The organism is Psychrobacter sp. GTC18467 (assembly GCF_055397455.1).
Genome location: NZ_AP038920.1, coordinates 657,405 through 673,519, shown reverse-complemented (window position 1 = coordinate 673,519; position 16,115 = coordinate 657,405). Strand labels below are relative to the sequence as shown.

The following is a 16,115-nucleotide window of genomic DNA, read 5'->3' as shown; positions in this document are numbered from 1 at the left end:
ACGGCAATCGTTGCCGGATATGATAGCAGATTTTCGCCCAATCGGATATGAAAGCTTTTGCTCGGAATGATTGAGTGATTGACACATAACTAGCAATTCTAGTTAACAAGCTTAGTTAACCGCCCTAGTCAACAAAAATGACGATTTTTGAAAGTAAATTGTCAGATTTTCAGCAAAACGGTGTCAAATTGAACGCCTAGCCTGTTAAGCACTTTTGCCTGCCTTAAATATAAGGTAAACTGGTGTGATGACTTTATTTTTTACAAAGCAACGTTTTGAGGTTTAAACCTTTTTTAAACCTCAAAAATTGAATCAGGAGCAATTCATGGCAAAGCTTGACCCCAGTAAAATCAACAAAATCGTCTTGGCATATTCCGGTGGTTTGGACACCTCCATCATTGCCAAATGGCTTCAAGAAACCTATGACGCTGAAGTCATTACCTTTACCGCAGATATCGGTCAAGGCGAGGAAGTTGAGCCGGCTCGCGCCAAAGCTGAAGCCATGGGCATCAAAAACATCTATATTGAGGACTTACGCGAAGAGTTTGCCCGCGATTATGTGTTCCCCATGTTTCGCGCCAACGCCATTTACGAAGGCGAATATTTGCTTGGAACGTCCATTGCAAGACCACTGATTGCCAAGCGTTTGGTTGAAATTGCCAAAGAACACAACGCCGATGCCATCAGCCACGGTGCCACCGGAAAAGGCAATGACCAAGTCCGCTTTGAGCTTGGCGCCATTGCGCTTGCCCCTGAAGTAAAAACCATTGCCCCTTGGCGCGAGTGGGATTTATCCAGCCGTGAAAGCTTGATGAAGTACGCCGAAGAGCACGACATTGCTATTGATTACGCTAAAAACAGCAAAAAATCGCCGTATTCAATGGACGCCAACCTTTTGCATATTTCTTATGAAGGCGGCGTGTTAGAAGACCCGTTTGCTGAAGCTGAAGACGACATGTGGCGCTGGTCGGTCAGCCCAGAAAACGCGCCTGATACGCCTGAATATATCGAGCTTGAATATAAAAAAGGCGATATCGTTGCCATCAATGGTGAGGCGATGAAGCCATTTGAAGTGATGATTAAATTAAACGAGCTTGGCGGCAAACATGGCGTTGGTCGCTTGGACATCGTTGAAAACCGCTACGTGGGTATGAAATCACGCGGCTGCTATGAAACGCCTGCCGGAACGATTATGCTCAAAGCCCACCGCGGTATTGAGTCGTTAACCCTTGACCGCGAGGCTGCGCACCTCAAAGACGAGTTGATGCCACGCTACGCCAAAATCATTTATAACGGCTACTGGTTCAGCCCTGAGCGCGAAATGCTGCAAGCGTTGATTGACAAATCACAGGAATACGTGAACGGAACGGTTCGCGTGAAGCTTTATAAAGGCTCGGTCAGTGTGGTTGGTCGCAAATCTGACGATTCATTGTTTGATGAAAAAATCGCCACCTTTGAAGATGACGCCGGCGCTTATGACCAAAAAGACGCAGAAGGCTTTATCCGTCTAAACGGTCTTCGTCTTGCCATTGAAGCCAGCCGAGGTCGCGATTTATCAAAGTAATATCGCAAGATTAGGTTAAATGAAAAACAGAGTTCTTTGAGCTCTGTTTTTTTATGGAAAACTTTAGAGATTTTAAAGGTTAACAGGAGAAATGATTTTGAAAACTGCAGTAAATGACCGCTCACAAATTTATCTTGTCGTCAGTATCGGTCGCCAAGTTTTAAGCGTTTATCATGGTGATAGCCACATTAAAGACTATGTCGTTTCTACGGCAAAAAATGGTATTGGTAGCCTTGAGGGTAGCAACTGCACGCCGCTTGGTCGCCACATTATCGCAAAAAAAATTGGTCAAGATATGCCGATTAACAGCGTTTTTGTCGGTCGTGTTCCGACAGGAGAGATTTATGACACTAAGCTTGGGGCGGCATTTCCTAACCGTGATTGGATTTTAACGCGAATATTGTGGCTGGCAGGTTGTGAGGTTGGAGTAAACCAAGGCAATAATGAGCTTGGCTGCTGCGATACCTTTTCGCGCTATATCTATATTCATGGTACGCCGGATGATGAACCTATGGACGCGCCGCTGTCGCACGGCTGTATTCGCATAAGAAATGACGATATTATAATGCTTTTTGAAGAGGTGATTGAGGGAACTCAGGTTGTTATTGAAGCTTAAAGACTTTTTTTATTTTATTTCATTAACTGCTGTATTTGTAATAAAAAATTAACAAATATTCTTGCTAATTAAGTTAAATGATATAATTTTTTTGGATAAGTTGTTTTATCTCATCTAACTTTTATCTCATCTAACTAAGCAATATAAGGATAACGATAATGACTCAAGAAACCTTAAGCACGGTTCAAAAAGCCTTTGATGAGCGCCGATCCATTTATGCGTTAGGAAATGAATTGCCAATTGCGCCGCAAGCAATCGTTAATATGGCGGAGCGCGTTTTGCTGCACACGCCATCGTCTTTTAACTCGCAATCGTCGCGGTTGGTGGTGCTGTTTAATGATGCCCATCAAAAACTTTGGGACATTACCGAAGCTAAGCTTAAAGAAGCCGTCGGTAATGGAGATTTTTCAAGTACCAAGCAAAAGCTTGATGGCTTTCGGCAAGCGGCAGGGACGGTGCTATTTTTTGAAGATGAAAAGGTGGTCAAAGCGCTGCAAGGAAAATTTGCCCTTTATGCGGACAAATTCCCCGTTTGGGCTCAGCAAACTTCAGCAATGCACCAGTATGCCATGTGGGTTGAGCTGCGAGCGCTAAACGTTGGCGCCAATTTGCAGCATTATAACCCGCTCATTGATGGTGAGGTTGCTAAAGCCTTTGATATTCCTGACTCTTGGGACTTGGTGGCGCAAATGCCATTTGGTAATATCAAAGCACCGGCTGGCGAAAAAACCTATCAACCGCTCAATGAGCGCATGAAAGTTATTGGTTTAACTGACCAGTAACTGGTAATTGCGCCCACTTCGATAAGTCGGTGGCTACAAGGCTTTCAGCGCTTGCCAAGCCCGTTTAGCCTCGCGGTTAGCAAGCGCTGCAAACCAGCCGCTATGAAATAAATAAGCTGGCTGGCTTTGCGATAGTTTTAAATAATATTGTTGATAATAGTGCTGATTTAGATAACTTGATAGCGCTTGCTTAGCTTTATAAGCTCGGTAAGCAGTATCTTGAGCTTTAGCATCTTTAGCAAATAACGGCTTGGCAATGTCATTTAAGTGACTTAACTGATTCAGCCAAATTAATAAATTTTGCAAAACGTCATCATCGCTTGAAGATTTGGAGAGAAGCTTTGCTTTAATGTCTTGCTTTTTAAGCCTTTTATTGATTTGAGCCAATTGTTTATCAAAGAGCTTATAAAGCTTAGGTTGCGCCAATATTACTTTTTTGGCACGAGCTTCACTTTGCATGGTAAAGGCAATTAAATCTAATAAGGTGAGCTGAAATTCTGGTTGAAAAACAAGGCTACTGGTTTTGTCGATAAGCGTTTGTATATCCTCTTGATGGGTTTCATTGCTGTTAATATTTTGACTATTAAAATTTTGCAGGCGGTTAAGGTTTGGCTCGTTATCAAGGCGTTTTAATTCAAGGGTCTGCTGATTAAAGTGCTTCGCATAATCGGTAATGACAGCTTGCCAGTTGGTATCCATCTCAACAGATAAATTTGCCGCTATGGAAAGTACCGAAATGAGGCGCTCAAGACCATCGTTAAGCGCCTCAAAGTGACGGTAATTAGAACTTTTTTCAGCAATGGCGCTCATATTCGGCAAAATTTGCAATAATGAATGCTGAATAGCTTTTTGCAGAAAGGTAAACGGCGAGCAATCACTGGATAAATCAACAAAAATGTCGCGGGAAGTGATAGGGTCGCTAAAGCCTTGATGGTTGATGAGCAGTCCGCCGCGCTCAGCTTTGGTAATCGTTGATAAGCAAAGCTTATAACGTTTACACCACTGTTTTGCCGTTTCAAATAAAAATGCATTATCACCGGATAACAGCTCAAATTCAATCTCATGAACGCGCGACTGTTGCGCCTCATCCATACCATTTTTAATGACCCCAACATCATAAGCCACTTCGATTTGGCTTTGATTGTCTGATATTAGCCTTGTGGTTCGGTTGATATCCGTCACATATTGCAAGGTTAATTGCTTAGCCAGTTTTTTTAACGAAAAATTGGCTAAAGCGTCTGCCATTGGCGTTGTTTTATAAAGGTTCAATTCTGGCATCAAAGCTTGACTGACAAGCATATTTTGAACGTCTTGAGAATCAAGCATTTGGTTATGCTCAAGTCTTGCCGCTAGACCATCGCCGCCAGCTTTCATGGTTTGAACCCAATCATTGCCTTCTTGGCGGATTCGAAGCCCAATATTATGGTCGGCTAAATCGCGCTTTTTGGTGTCAAAATAATACGCTGCCATTTGTGTTTTCTTGGCAGATTTGATTTGGACTTGACGCAGTAGCCCTTTTAAATGGGCTTCATTGATTAAAAACTTTAGCTCGATTTCTTGCATGATTAACCCTTGATGGTAGTTGGCTTAATGATAATTAGGTGCTCATTGTTATCGTAGGGCAGCGCGCAAGCTTTCACAAGATTTTATTTTCGATTTTGATATTAAAAATAAAGCCGTCATAAAAAAAGCCGCCTTAATCAATAAGGCGGCTTTTTTACAAGCTTTCAAGCATTAAACCATCGAGAATTAACCGAATTGGTTCATGGTGTTTTTAGTACCACCGGCTTTAAGCGCGTTTTCACCAGAGAAGATTTCTTTGTGGTCATCACCAAGGTCAGATCCTGCCATAGCTTGGTGCTTAACCGCTGAAACGCCTTCACGGATTTCTTTACGTTGAACGCCTGCAACATAAGCCAACATACCTTCGTCACCGAAGTAGCCTTTAGCCAAGTTGTGCATTTCAAGAGCAGTAGTGTGATACGTTGGCAAGGTGATGAGGTGATGGAATACACCAGCTTCACGAGCTGCATCTCTTTGGAAGTTGCGAGCTAGCTCATCAGCTTCTTTGTCAAGTTCAGTACCGTCGTAGTCAGCACTCATCAAGTTGTTTTTGTCGTAGGCAGAGACGTCTTTGCCTTCTTTTTCCCACTTAGCGATAACTTGCTTACGGAAGTTAAGCGTCCAGTTGAACGATGGGCTGTTGTTGTAAACCAATTTAGCTTGTGGCTGTTGTTCTTTGATGCGATCAACCATCATTTTGATGTGTTCAACATCAGGAGTTGGGGTTTCAATCCAAAGAAGGTCAGCACCGTTCTCTAAAGCAGTTACACAGTCAAGAACCACGCGGTCAATGTTGGTGTCTTCGCGGAACTGATATAGACCGTTCACTAAACGCTTAGGACGAACCAATTTGCCGTTGTGCTTAAGAAGGCTGTCATTTTCGTTTGCTTGATCGATGGTGATTTCTTCCATCTCAAGGAAATCGATGTATTTAGAAGCAAGGTCGCCTGGCTCATTTGATACTGGGATTTTTTGAGTCAAAGACGCGCCTTCAGAGTCGGTACGGGCAACGATAACACCATCGTCAACACCTAGCTCTAAGAATGCATAGCGGATAGCGTTAAGCTTCGCGATGTAGTCTTCATGAGGAACGGTAACTTTACCCGCTTGGTGACCACACTGTTTGGCATCAGAAACTTGGTTTTCGATTTGAAGCGCACAAGCACCAGCTTCGATAAGCTTTTTAGCAAATAGGTAAGTGGCTTCTTCGTTACCAAATCCAGCATCGATGTCAGCAATGATTGGCACAACGTGCGATTCAAAGTTGTCGATTTTGTCTTGGATAGCTTTGGTGTCTTGACCAGCTTCTTGAGCCGCTTTTAGCTCACGGAAGTAGTCGTTCAACACTTTAGCGTCAGCTTGACGTAAGAAGGTGTAGATTTCTTCGATAAGGTCAGAAACGGCAGTTTTTTCGTGCATAGATTGGTCAGGAAGTGGACCAAACTCAGAGCGAAGGGCAGCTACCATCCAGCCTGAAAGGTAGATGTATTTTCTTTCAGTAGTACCGAAGTATTTTTTGTTAGCATACATGGTTTGCTGAGCAACATAACCGTGCCAAGCGCCCAATGATTGGGTGTATTTTGAATGGTCAGCATCATAAGCCGCCATATCTTCACGCATAATTTTTGCAGTGTATTTTGCAACGTCTAAACCAGTTTTAAAACGGTTTTGAACGATCATACGGGCAGCATCAGTTTCGCTAATGTTTTCCCAGTTGCCGTATTTCTTTTTTAGTTCACGAATGTGATCGATAGCAGATGTATAAGTTGACATCTAGACTTCTCCTTGGTGAGGTATTAAAGTTAACACACAAAAAATCAAGTATTGACATGCTTATTATGACAACGCGGCGCGCGTCACAAGTTTGACTGATCGAAACTCAATTGATGCTGATTTGCCTAACTCATTTAAAAAAGTATTGAAGTTCAATCCTTGACTTCCTCCCCTAAATTTAGGGAATTCCTACTGCTAGACGGCAAAGTCATGCCGCACCTTGCGCCATTGGCGTCAAGATTACTCTATCTTAAAGTTGTGATTTAAAATTTAGCACAGCGTTAAGTTAGAAGAGATGCTTTGTCTCAAATTTGCTTTGTTTTTGTCTTAAAAGCAAGCTTGATAAAATCGTTTTGAGTTTACCGATTATTTTAGCGGTTGACAACTGATTATCGCGATAATGCTGTAATTAATGATGGTTTGATAAGTCAACCATTGATGCAGGGCTACTACCCTAAACAAATTTGGCAAAAATTACAAGTGCTTTAAGCGTAACATTTTATAAAAAGGCAATGGTTATCGATAATGATTCAAAATATCGTGCCAGATCTTAGAGCAGTTAACTCATAGTATAATGATTAAATACGACTATAATATGACTCTAAATCGGGGAGTAACACGCTTTATTGCTTTTAAAAAATGTTCAATCGCCGCTATAGTGACTGGTAAACGCCAAGACTACATTTAGCTATTATATGATTTTTACCATTAACATTTCAACAGGTTATAGTATAATAAAATCAGCAGGTTGAGATTTAGACAATTAGAGCAGTTACTCATCCCAAATCGGCAGCGGAACTACGAAATTACGTTTACCCTGCCAAAACTATTAAATAAGAGAGCAGCGTATGAATTTGCAGCGGGTTGACTTAAATTTATTGGTGCATTTGGATGTTCTGCTTCGAGAAAAAAACGTTACGCGCGCCGCTGAGCAGCTTGGGATCACTCAGCCTGCCATGAGCAATATTTTACGCCGATTGCGCAAGCTATTCAATGACCCATTACTGGTTCGATCATCTGAGGGGATGACGCCGACGGAACGCGCTTTAGAGTTGCAACCAAGAATCCGTGAGATTTTGGCAGACTTAACCCAAGTGCTAGAGCCAAGAACGGAGTTTCGACCTTATAGCACCTCGCGCGTGTTTCGGATTATGACTTCCGATTATGCCGAAGCGACGCTGGTGCCAAAACTGGTCAAAGCGCTCAGATCAGAGGCGCCGAATGTGATTTTGGATTTTTTAACGCCATCAGATGTGTCTTATCGCGACATGGAGCAGGGTCGAGTTGATTTGGCGATTAACCGCTTTAACGAAATTCCGCAAAGCTTTCATCAAGTGCTGGTTTGGCGCGATACTTTTAGCTGTTTGCTGTCCGCCGATAGCCCTTATGTGAACCGCTTCAATTTAAAAAACTATCTCAAAGGTCAGCACGTTTGGGTCTCCAAAACGGGAATGGGCGTGGGCTTTGGGGTTAATCCTGAAAAATCCGGTGGCTTAGGTTCTATCGACCAAGCTTTGCAGCGCTTGGGACAAAAGCGTCAAATTAGCATATTTACCCGTCATTATCAAATGCCTGCCATGCTTGAGGCAAACAAAGATTTGATTGCGACCTTGCCAACACGCGTTGCCCGAATGCAGGCGAATAACGACAGTATTGTGATGAAAGAGCCGCCATTTTTTATTCCAGAGTTTGAGTTGACCATGGCATGGTCGCCGCTACTGCAGCATCATCCGGCGCACCGCTGGCTTCGGCAATTGATTTTGCATGTGGCAAGACAATTGGTTGCAGAAGAAGAGAACAATAAAGAAGAACTGCCAGTTATTCATCCTTTATTTTGATGACTTGAATTCATAATTGACCAAAAAACCAATTTTTTTAATCAAAATTTAAGTTATAAAAAACCCAACTTGAACGCGTTGGGTTTTTACTATTCACTCAATCTTTTTACAGCACAAGCTTCAACGGCAAGCTTGGCAAATATGGGCTTGGTGAGTAGTCGTTATTATTCAAAGGCAGAACCCCTTTTGCCAGCAGCAAAATCGTCCAAGGCAGCAGTTTGTGCTCAAGATGTTGAACGCGGTCTTGCAAGCTTTGAGCGCAGTCTTTTGGGCTGACATTTAGCAGCGCTTGGGTCAAAACTTGCCCCGAATCAAGCTCAGCGGTCACCAAATGAATACTGCAACCATGAATGCGGTCGCCTGAATTGACCGCGCGCTGATGGGTATCCAAACCTTTATAAGCAGGCAATAGCGCAGGGTGCAAATTAATCATTGGTGCGGGGCTTTGGTCAATAAACTCCGCGCTCAGAACGCGCATAAACCCTGCAAGCACAATCAAATCCGGCTGCCAAGCGGTTAACTGCTCAAAAGCATGCTTTTCAAAGGTTTTTAGCGCCATTCGCTTGCCACTTGCCACATGCGATAACACAGCAACATCAATTCCGGCGTTTTGGGCGCGGGAAATGGCAAAAGCGTCTTGATTGTTGCTAATGACGCCGACAATTTCAATCGGCAACGCAGCAGCCTGCATCGCATCAATGAGCACTTGCAAATTGCTGCCGTTTCCTGAAACTAAAACCGCAACGCGCAGCTTAGGTTGAGCATCGCTTGAGGTTGCCATTAGCGGTATTCCACAGCGTTATCTTGACGGCTGACCATTTCACCCAGTTGCCAAGCGGTTTCGCCGGCATCCTTTAGCGTGTTAATGGCAAGCTCGGCTTTATCTTTTGGAACGACAATCACAAAGCCCACGCCGCAGTTAAAGGTGCGGTACATTTCACTTTGGGCGATATTGCCCTCAGATTGCAACCAAGTGAACAGCTCGGAAAACTGCCAGCTTTGGGTGTCAATTTGCGCTGCCAACTCATCAGGCAAAACTCGCGGTAAGTTGTCTGTTAAACCGCCGCCGGTGATGTGTGACATGGCATGGATATTGTCATTGCCAAGCGCATTTTGAAGCGCTTTAATGGCGTTAACATAAATTCGTGTTGGTGCCATCAGCGCCTCGGAAATCGGCTTGCCATCAAGGGTTTTATCGCTGTTATTCACATCAATGCCGCTGACTTCAATGACTTTGCGAACGAGCGAATAACCGTTTGAATGCGCGCCGCTTGAGGCTAAAGCAATTAACACATCGCCTTTAGCAACGTTATCACCGGTGATGACCTCTTCTTCTTCAACCACACCGACACAAAATCCGGCTAAGTCATAATCGTCGTCTTGATACATTCCGGGCATTTCGGCAGTTTCGCCGCCAATAAGCGCGCAATTTGCTTGTTTACAACCCTCACCAATCCCTGAAACAACCGTCACGGCGGTATCCACGTCTAATTTGCCAGTAGCGTAATAATCCAAGAAAAATAATGGCTCAGCACCGCAAACGAGCAAATCATTAACACACATGGCCACCAAGTCGATACCAATCGTTTCATGGCGGTTCAACTGCAAGGCAAGCTTAAGCTTAGTGCCAACGCCGTCCGTTCCTGAAACTAGTAGTGGCGATTTGTAGCCGGTCGGGATTCGGCAAAGCGCGCCAAAGCCACCAAGACCGCCCACCACTTCAGGTCGCGAAGTGGCTTTGGCAACCGATTTGATTCGTTGAACTAAAGCGTCGCCGGCATCAATATCAACGCCTGCATCTTTGTAGCTTAAAGAGGGCTTGTCACTCATGATTGTCTCGCAAATTAAAAAATGAATTAAAAAAGGTGAAGATAAACAATAAAATTAGGTAGAAGTTTGCGCATTATACCGAAAAACTGCGACTTACGGCAAAGTAAGCTTGGCAAATATCAAGAAACTCTGCAAATTTGCTAAAAAATAACGCCATTGGAGAAAAGTAGGCGATTTTTCACAAAAATTCACCGCAATTTTCACCAACTCTGCGATAATCAAGCCAGAGCCTTGCTCACGGCAAAATTTTAATTAAAACCATAAGAAAAGCGCTTTTTTGGCAGGATAACCTTTTATGTTGCACCAACCGATTGACCCATTTTTCAGGCGACTGTTTTTTGTTAGCATCATTGTCATTGCGCTGTTGCTGCTGCGATGGCTTATGCCGGTGATTATTCCTTTTTTTGTTGCCTTTGTTTTGGCATATTTGTTTAATCCTTTGGTAAGAAAGCTGTCGCGTTATGTCAAGCGCTGGATTGCCATTTTGGTGGTCTATACGGCGATTACGGTTGGCATGGCACTGTTGCTTTGGTGGCTGATACCAACCCTTTGGCATCAAATGCAGTCGGCTTGGGAGTATTTGCCGAAGATTTTGACATGGTATAACGAAACCGTGCGAACGTGGCTGCTTGAACATGGTCGGGTCAGATTGCCGCCTTTAGAGCCCAAAGGCGTTTCAGAAACCTTTTTGGAATATATGCAATCGCATTATAAAATTGCCGATGCCAGTACCTTTATGAGTCAAGTGATTGCTTCAAGTATGAGCTTTATTAATAGTGCAGGGTTAATCGTTTTGGTGCCGATTTTAACCTTTTACTTTTTATTTAATTGGGATGCCCGAATTCATTCTTGGAAAATGGCGATTCCGGCAGCGTATAGCCGAAAGGTCATCAGTATTGCTGAGGAATGTGATGGGGCGCTGATGGCATTTATTAAAGGTCAGCTGCTGGTGATGGTTTTACTTGGGGTGATTTATGCGGTGCAGCTGCAGTTGATTGGGCTTGAGCTTGGCTTAATTATTGGTATGGGGGCAGGAATAGCCAGCTTTGTGCCATATCTTGGCTTTGGTCTTGGCTTTATCGCTGCCATCATCGCAGGGTTGTTTCAATTTGGCTTAGATTGGTTTCATTTATCCTTGATTGTTGGCGCGTTTTTGATTGGTCAAGCCGCCGAAGGTTATGTGCTTCAGCCGCTACTTTTGGGTGATAAAATTGGCTTATCGCCGCTTTGGGTCATTTTCGCGGTATTGGCAGGAGCAAGTTTACTGGGGTTTGTTGGAATGCTTATCGCACTGCCCGTGTCTGCGGTCATCAATGTCCTATTTAGGCATTTATACGCTTATTACTTAACGACTGATTTGTATAAAGGTCGCAAACAGTTGGACTTATTTGCCAAACGCTAAGTCGGTCTTTTTGTAAAAGACTTGTCAGTCATTTTGTAAATATGGTATATATAGGCGCACAATCGGTCGCGGCTGATTCTTTAAGTCTTAAAACACGCGTCGTGGTTTTGGTAACATATTGTCGGTGATATAAAGCCAAAAGCCGCGCGGTAAAATTGAGTTGATGATTCATGGCGGAAGCACAGCTAAGTCTTAATCTTGACATCAAGCATGATGCCAGTCTTAGCGACTTTTCAGGTCCGGGTTGGATGGCAATCATTGATGCGGTGCGCCAGCTCCATGTGGGGCTGATTCGCCAGCTTTATTTGTTTGGCAGTCCGGCAACGGGCAAATCGCACCTGCTTTCTGCCATTTGTGAGTCGTTCATCGAAATGGATAAATCAGCAATTTGTCTGTCTTTAAATGAGCTGATTCATACCGATGTTAATGTGCTGTCCTCACTTGAAACCTTTGATGTCATTGCCATTGATGATTTAGAGGTCATCGAGCAAAGTTCCGAGTGGCAAGAAGCGCTTTTTCATTTGATTAATCGTAGCCGTGAAGGTCAGCGCCAACTGCTCTTTGCCGCCAATACCAAAGCGATGTCGCTGCCCTTTCAATTGACTGATTTGCTCACGCGCTTAGCCCAAGCGCCAAGCTTTCGCGTTCCTGATGGTCAAGAGTTGGCAGATAGGCAAGCGCTACTTCAATCGATTCTGCGTCGCCGTGGTTGGCAGTTTGATGAGCGTATTCTTGAGCACTTATTGCAAGAAGGTCCACATAAAATCGGCGCGATGATGGATGTTTTAAACTATATTCAGCCGATGTTTTCCAACTTAAGCCGCAGTAATGTCTCAAAAGCGGTCATCAGTGACGCCATGCGTACCATTGATGAGCAAACCCTTGCCGCTGAGCTTGCTGATATCACCCAAGAATCCCAAGAAGACCATCAAAAATTAAGCGACAATAGCGTCAATACGACCATGCCGCTGGATTTTTAATTCCATCAGCCAAGCTTTATTGCTTATTAAGGATGCTTTATGAAAATGACTGCCTTGAATTTAACGCGAGCGGCGGCAATATTGAGTCTAAGCGCGCTAACGACTGCTCAAGCTGCCGTCACGTTGCTTGTCGATGACAATATCAAAGTCACGGCTATTAATGGTCAAGAATTAAAACAAGGTCTGTTTCAGGACAATACCCAAAAATTTACCTTGCAGGCAGGAAAACACGTCATTACGGCAAAGTATGATCGATTATTTAATTTGCCTCGTGATGAGCACGATTATTTGCGTTCGGCAAATATCAGTGTTGCAGCGGACATGGCGGACAATCAAACCTACCGCTTAATCATGCCCAATCAGCCCAATGATTATGCCGCTGCAAAAGACTATGCCAAACGCCCAACGCTAGCGGTGTCACAAAACGGCAACATCATTGCCAGTCAGCAAAGCTCAGGCAGCGGCAATGGCGGGATTTTTTCAGGGTTAAATAAAGCTTTTGGCAACGTCTTTGGCGGCGGCAGCAGTGACGCAGAACTGCAAAACCAAGAGGTGATTGCCGCGCTTGACGCAAAGCCTGCCCAAATCTCAGCCACGCAAACCATCGCGGTTCAGCCTAGCGCTCAAGCAACGAATAGTACGCTTGATAGCTTTATGCAGCTTTGGCTTAAAGCCACGCCAAGCGAGCGCGAGAAAATCCGCCAGTGGATTTCTCAATAAAAGCGGATTTAATAAAAAGCTTTCGATAAAACAATGACAAATAAAAAAGCATCTATATCCTATAGATGCTTTTTTTTATAGCTTGATTGTTTAGCTTGATGATTGATACCGTTAAATCTTATTCACCTAAAAATGCGTTATACATCCAAACCAGTTTTTCTTGCTCTTGAATATAAGCATCCACAAGGTCGGCTGAGCCTTGGTCTTCAGCAGCAGCAGCAATCGTGGACACTTGACGCTGCTCTTCAATCAGATCTTTGAGTCCGCCGACCACGCCTTTAACACAAGTGTTGCCATCATGGACGTTTTTGTCCTCTTTGATGCTGCTATGCTGAGCAAAATCGCTATAAGCATGATAAGGCGTGCCACCTAACGTTAAAATGCGCTCGGCAATCTCATCGATTTGCAATTGTAGCGCGGTATAAAGCTCTTCAAACTTTGGATGCAAAGTAAAGAAATGCGCGCCTTTGACGTTCCAATGATAACCGCGAACGTTAATATAAAAAATATGATAGCTTGAGAGTAGGTCATTTAACTTATTGATAATTTGCCCCACCTCTTTGCATTCAAGACCGATTTGGTTGGTGTTTTTAGTTTGGGTTGCTTGGCTCATGTTCTTGTCCTTTTTTAGTCATTGTTTGGGTTGTGGTTAGAACTTCGCTTCTTGAACATAGTATTAGTTTAGCAAATCAAGCTGCTTTGTTAAGTTTAATAAATTAATTACTAAAATTAGTTTTGCAAAATAAATAGTATTGTTATCAATTATTCTTTAATGGCTTCTAAATTCAGCCCTTGAACGGGAACAACTTCTTTTAAGTGGTCGCGGACACTGGCAATGGGGAAATTCTGCGCCTCTAAACGCTTAGGGATAATTTGGCTGCCTTTTTGACCTTTTAATTCAAACATCACAAATAAATAATCAGGCGTTTCATCCCAACTGGTCACCGCGCTCCACGGAATGACGGCTTGTTGGGTTGGGGCGGCGCGCATTTGCATGCCGCGGTGTTTTGGATTTTCAATAAGCTCAGCTTGGTTGACCGGCATGGCAAGTACCAAGCCATGCTTTTGAACGCCAAGTTTGAGACCGCGCATCTCCTCCGGCATTTCTTGAGCCGCAATTTGCTTGTCAAATTCTTTGGTGACGTACCATTTAAAACCAATGGTTCGCATTCCTAAATAAACAACAACGGCGACAAGCATCAGCCAAAAAATGATGGTTGAATATCCTGAAACCATCAAGAGTCCGGCAATGGCAAGAACAATCACAATCGCGATAATCACCCATTCTTTAACTTTGATGCCTTTAAGCCCAAATGACGGCTGAGCGCTGGCAAACAGCTCATATTGCGCTTGATGAAATTCGGCTTCGGTCAAATTTAAGGATACCGGCTGCAAGGTATAAGGGTAGAGTGCCATAAACGGGTCTCGGTGACGGATAAATGGGGCAAAATTTGCAGTTGTTAACAAGCTGCAAACGTTAATTTTAAGTTAGCTTAGCTGATTTTCTTATCTTACCGAAAAGTGACTGTAAAAGAAACTGTAGAACGTCGCTGATTGGTGGCTATTAGCAAAGCTTGCGCGGCAAAATATAGTCAAATCTTGCCAAGCTTGCTATGATAGCGGCTACTAATTTGGCGTGATTGAGCGCTTAATTTAACTTAAATATTTAATTTTTGGCATCACAAGCACAAAGGCATAAAGATTATGATTGACCCCAAACTGTTACGGACGGATTTGCCAGCGCTAAAGCAAAAGCTTGCCACTCGCGGCTTTGATTTGGACTTGGACTTTTGGCAAACGATTGAGTCGGAGCGAAAAGCCCTGCAAATCAAGACCGAGGACTTGCAAGCTCGCCGAAATAGTGGCGCCAAACAAGTGGGGATTCTAAAAAAATCGGGCGAAGATGCAAGCGCGGTGATGGCGGAGATGCAAAGCATCAGCGGCGAGATTAAAGCGGCAGAAGAGATGCTAAAATTGCTTCAAGACCGCATCAACCACGCGGCGCTGCAAATTCCCAATTTACCTGCCGATGACGTTCCGGTTGGGGCGTCTGAAGAGGACAATCTTGAGGTTCGCAAATGGGGCACGCCGCGAGAATTTGACTTTGAAGTTCAAGACCACTCAACGCTTGGCGAAGCGCTTGGAACGCTAGATTTTGAAGCGGCGGCAAAATTAACCGGAAGCCGATTTAGCGTGCTTCAAGGTCAACTTGCCCAGCTGCACCGCGCCCTTATTCAATTTATGCTTAACACCCATACCCAAAAATATGGCTATCTTGAGACCTATGTGCCTTATATTGTCAACAGCGAAAGCTTACAAGGGACGGGGCAGTTGCCAAAATTTGAAGATGATTTGTTTAAACTCACCAATCATACCAATAATGACAGCACCGATTTTTACTTAATTCCGACCGCTGAAGTGCCCATGACCAACTTGGTTCGCGGTGAGCGCTTAGATATTAAAGAGTTGCCATTGAAATTTACCGCGCATACGCCGTGCTTTCGCAGTGAAGCCGGCTCGCACGGTCGCGACACTCGCGGCTTGATTCGTCAGCATCAATTTGAAAAGGTGGAAATGGTCAATATTGCTGCGCCAAGTCAGTCGGATGAGTTGCTTGAGGCGATGACCGCGCAAGCTGAAGATATTTTGCAGCAGCTCAATTTGCCGTATCGCGTGGTAAAGCTTTGCACCGGCGATATGGGATTTAGCGCTCAAAAAACCTATGACATTGAAGTTTGGTTACCCAGCCAAGACACGTATCGTGAAATCTCAAGCTGCTCGAACTGCGGTGATTTTCAAGCAAGACGCATGGGCGCGCGCTTTAAAGACGGCAAACAAACCAATTTGGTGCATACGCTAAACGGCTCAGGGCTTGCAGTAGGTCGAACTTTACTTGCCGTCATGGAAAATTACCAAAATGCTGATGGCAGCATTGATATTCCTGAAGTGCTTCAGCCATTTATGGGTGGCGCGGCGGTGATTGCTGCCAAATAACGTTTATATTTTACATTGTTGACTGTAACGCGCGCTAAAAAGTGGTTCGCGTT

Annotated in this window: 14 protein-coding genes; 8 read left to right on the top strand and 6 right to left on the bottom strand. The window is 44.0% G+C overall.

All coding sequences use genetic code 11. The annotated features are described in order from the left end of the window. The first annotated feature begins 325 nt into the window (after positions 1-325). From ACZ5XY_RS02810 to ACZ5XY_RS02800, 3 genes are all read left to right on the top strand, one after another. Positions 326-1,564 (top strand): argininosuccinate synthase, encoded by a 1,239-nt coding sequence (locus ACZ5XY_RS02810; RefSeq protein ID WP_464742769.1) that lies wholly within the window; start codon positions 326-328, stop codon positions 1,562-1,564. A gap of 97 nt (positions 1,565-1,661) precedes the next feature. Continuing rightward, complete coding sequence (locus ACZ5XY_RS02805; RefSeq protein ID WP_464742767.1) at positions 1,662-2,180, top strand: L,D-transpeptidase family protein; 519 nt, start codon at positions 1,662-1,664, stop codon at positions 2,178-2,180. A 158-nt stretch (positions 2,181-2,338) separates the two neighbouring features. After that, positions 2,339-2,962, top strand: a complete 624-nt coding sequence (locus tag ACZ5XY_RS02800) for a nitroreductase family protein (RefSeq protein WP_464742765.1) — start codon at positions 2,339-2,341, stop codon at positions 2,960-2,962. 33 nt (positions 2,963-2,995) lie between these two features. Here the strand turns inward: ACZ5XY_RS02800 and ACZ5XY_RS02795 are convergent, their stop codons facing one another. Further along, entirely contained in the window at positions 2,996-4,525 is a 1,530-nt protein-coding gene (locus tag ACZ5XY_RS02795; protein WP_464742763.1) for a CYTH domain-containing protein, read from the bottom strand. Between the two features lie 186 nt (positions 4,526-4,711). Beyond that, complete coding sequence (locus ACZ5XY_RS02790; protein WP_464742761.1) at positions 4,712-6,298, bottom strand: isocitrate lyase; 1,587 nt, start codon at positions 6,296-6,298, stop codon at positions 4,712-4,714. Between the two features lie 848 nt (positions 6,299-7,146). Between ACZ5XY_RS02790 and ACZ5XY_RS02785 the strand changes: the two genes are divergently transcribed. Next, positions 7,147-8,136 carry a LysR family transcriptional regulator gene (locus ACZ5XY_RS02785; RefSeq protein WP_464742759.1) on the top strand — a complete coding sequence of 330 codons (990 nt, stop codon included), beginning with the start codon at positions 7,147-7,149 and terminating at the stop codon, positions 8,134-8,136. 106 nt (positions 8,137-8,242) lie between these two features. On the opposite strand, the gene purN is transcribed toward ACZ5XY_RS02785, so the two are convergent. After that, the gene (gene purN / locus ACZ5XY_RS02780) at positions 8,243-8,917 is read right to left on the bottom strand and encodes a phosphoribosylglycinamide formyltransferase (RefSeq protein ID WP_464742757.1); all 675 of its coding nucleotides are present in this window, start codon (positions 8,915-8,917) and stop codon (positions 8,243-8,245) included. Continuing rightward, positions 8,917-9,981, bottom strand: a complete 1,065-nt coding sequence (purM, locus tag ACZ5XY_RS02775; RefSeq protein WP_464743717.1) for a phosphoribosylformylglycinamidine cyclo-ligase — start codon at positions 9,979-9,981, stop codon at positions 8,917-8,919. The genes purN and purM overlap by 1 nt, the downstream gene beginning before the upstream one ends. A 280-nt stretch (positions 9,982-10,261) precedes the next feature. Between purM and ACZ5XY_RS02770 the strand changes: the two genes are divergently transcribed. From ACZ5XY_RS02770 to ACZ5XY_RS02760, 3 genes are all read left to right on the top strand, one after another. Further along, positions 10,262-11,368 (top strand): AI-2E family transporter, encoded by a 1,107-nt coding sequence (locus ACZ5XY_RS02770; protein ID WP_464742755.1) that lies wholly within the window; start codon positions 10,262-10,264, stop codon positions 11,366-11,368. A 170-nt stretch (positions 11,369-11,538) separates the two neighbouring features. Next, positions 11,539-12,348: a DnaA regulatory inactivator Hda gene (gene hda, locus ACZ5XY_RS02765; protein ID WP_464742753.1), complete on the top strand. Its 810-nt coding sequence runs from the start codon at positions 11,539-11,541 to the stop codon at positions 12,346-12,348. Positions 12,349-12,387: 39 nt separating this feature from the next. Next, positions 12,388-13,068, top strand: a complete 681-nt coding sequence (locus tag ACZ5XY_RS02760) for a DUF2057 family protein (protein ID WP_464742751.1) — start codon at positions 12,388-12,390, stop codon at positions 13,066-13,068. Positions 13,069-13,186: 118 nt separating this feature from the next. Here ACZ5XY_RS02760 and ACZ5XY_RS02755 read toward each other — a convergent pair whose 3' ends face one another. Both ACZ5XY_RS02755 and ACZ5XY_RS02750 read right to left on the bottom strand, forming a co-directional pair. Continuing rightward, positions 13,187-13,681 carry a Dps family protein gene (locus ACZ5XY_RS02755; RefSeq protein ID WP_464742749.1) on the bottom strand — a complete coding sequence of 165 codons (495 nt, stop codon included), beginning with the start codon at positions 13,679-13,681 and terminating at the stop codon, positions 13,187-13,189. 149 nt (positions 13,682-13,830) lie between these two features. After that, on the bottom strand, positions 13,831-14,484 hold the full coding sequence (locus ACZ5XY_RS02750) for a YcxB family protein (RefSeq protein ID WP_464742747.1): 654 nt from the start codon (positions 14,482-14,484) through the stop codon (positions 13,831-13,833). Between the two features lie 288 nt (positions 14,485-14,772). Here ACZ5XY_RS02750 and serS point away from each other — a divergent pair, with 288 nt between their 5' ends. Next, entirely contained in the window at positions 14,773-16,062 is a 1,290-nt protein-coding gene (gene serS / locus ACZ5XY_RS02745) for a serine--tRNA ligase (protein WP_464742745.1), read from the top strand. Positions 16,063-16,115: the final 53 nt, after the last annotated feature.

Excerpts from the sequence above, each read along its gene's own strand:
- ACZ5XY_RS02810 (WP_464742769.1), top strand. The coding sequence starts at position 326 with ATGGCAAAGCTTGACCCCAGTAAAATCAACAAAATCGTCTTGGCATAT.
- ACZ5XY_RS02800 (WP_464742765.1), top strand. The coding sequence starts at position 2,339 with ATGACTCAAGAAACCTTAAGCACGGTTCAAAAAGCCTTTGATGAGCGC.
- ACZ5XY_RS02795 (WP_464742763.1), bottom strand. The coding sequence starts at position 4,525 with ATGCAAGAAATCGAGCTAAAGTTTTTAATCAATGAAGCCCATTTAAAA.
- ACZ5XY_RS02790 (WP_464742761.1), bottom strand. The coding sequence starts at position 6,298 with ATGTCAACTTATACATCTGCTATCGATCACATTCGTGAACTAAAAAAG.
- ACZ5XY_RS02785 (WP_464742759.1), top strand. The coding sequence starts at position 7,147 with ATGAATTTGCAGCGGGTTGACTTAAATTTATTGGTGCATTTGGATGTT.
- purN (WP_464742757.1), bottom strand. The coding sequence starts at position 8,917 with ATGGCAACCTCAAGCGATGCTCAACCTAAGCTGCGCGTTGCGGTTTTA.
- ACZ5XY_RS02770 (WP_464742755.1), top strand. The coding sequence starts at position 10,262 with ATGTTGCACCAACCGATTGACCCATTTTTCAGGCGACTGTTTTTTGTT.
- hda (WP_464742753.1), top strand. The coding sequence starts at position 11,539 with ATGGCGGAAGCACAGCTAAGTCTTAATCTTGACATCAAGCATGATGCC.
- ACZ5XY_RS02760 (WP_464742751.1), top strand. The coding sequence starts at position 12,388 with ATGAAAATGACTGCCTTGAATTTAACGCGAGCGGCGGCAATATTGAGT.
- ACZ5XY_RS02755 (WP_464742749.1), bottom strand. The coding sequence starts at position 13,681 with ATGAGCCAAGCAACCCAAACTAAAAACACCAACCAAATCGGTCTTGAA.
- ACZ5XY_RS02750 (WP_464742747.1), bottom strand. The coding sequence starts at position 14,484 with ATGGCACTCTACCCTTATACCTTGCAGCCGGTATCCTTAAATTTGACC.
- serS (WP_464742745.1), top strand. The coding sequence starts at position 14,773 with ATGATTGACCCCAAACTGTTACGGACGGATTTGCCAGCGCTAAAGCAA.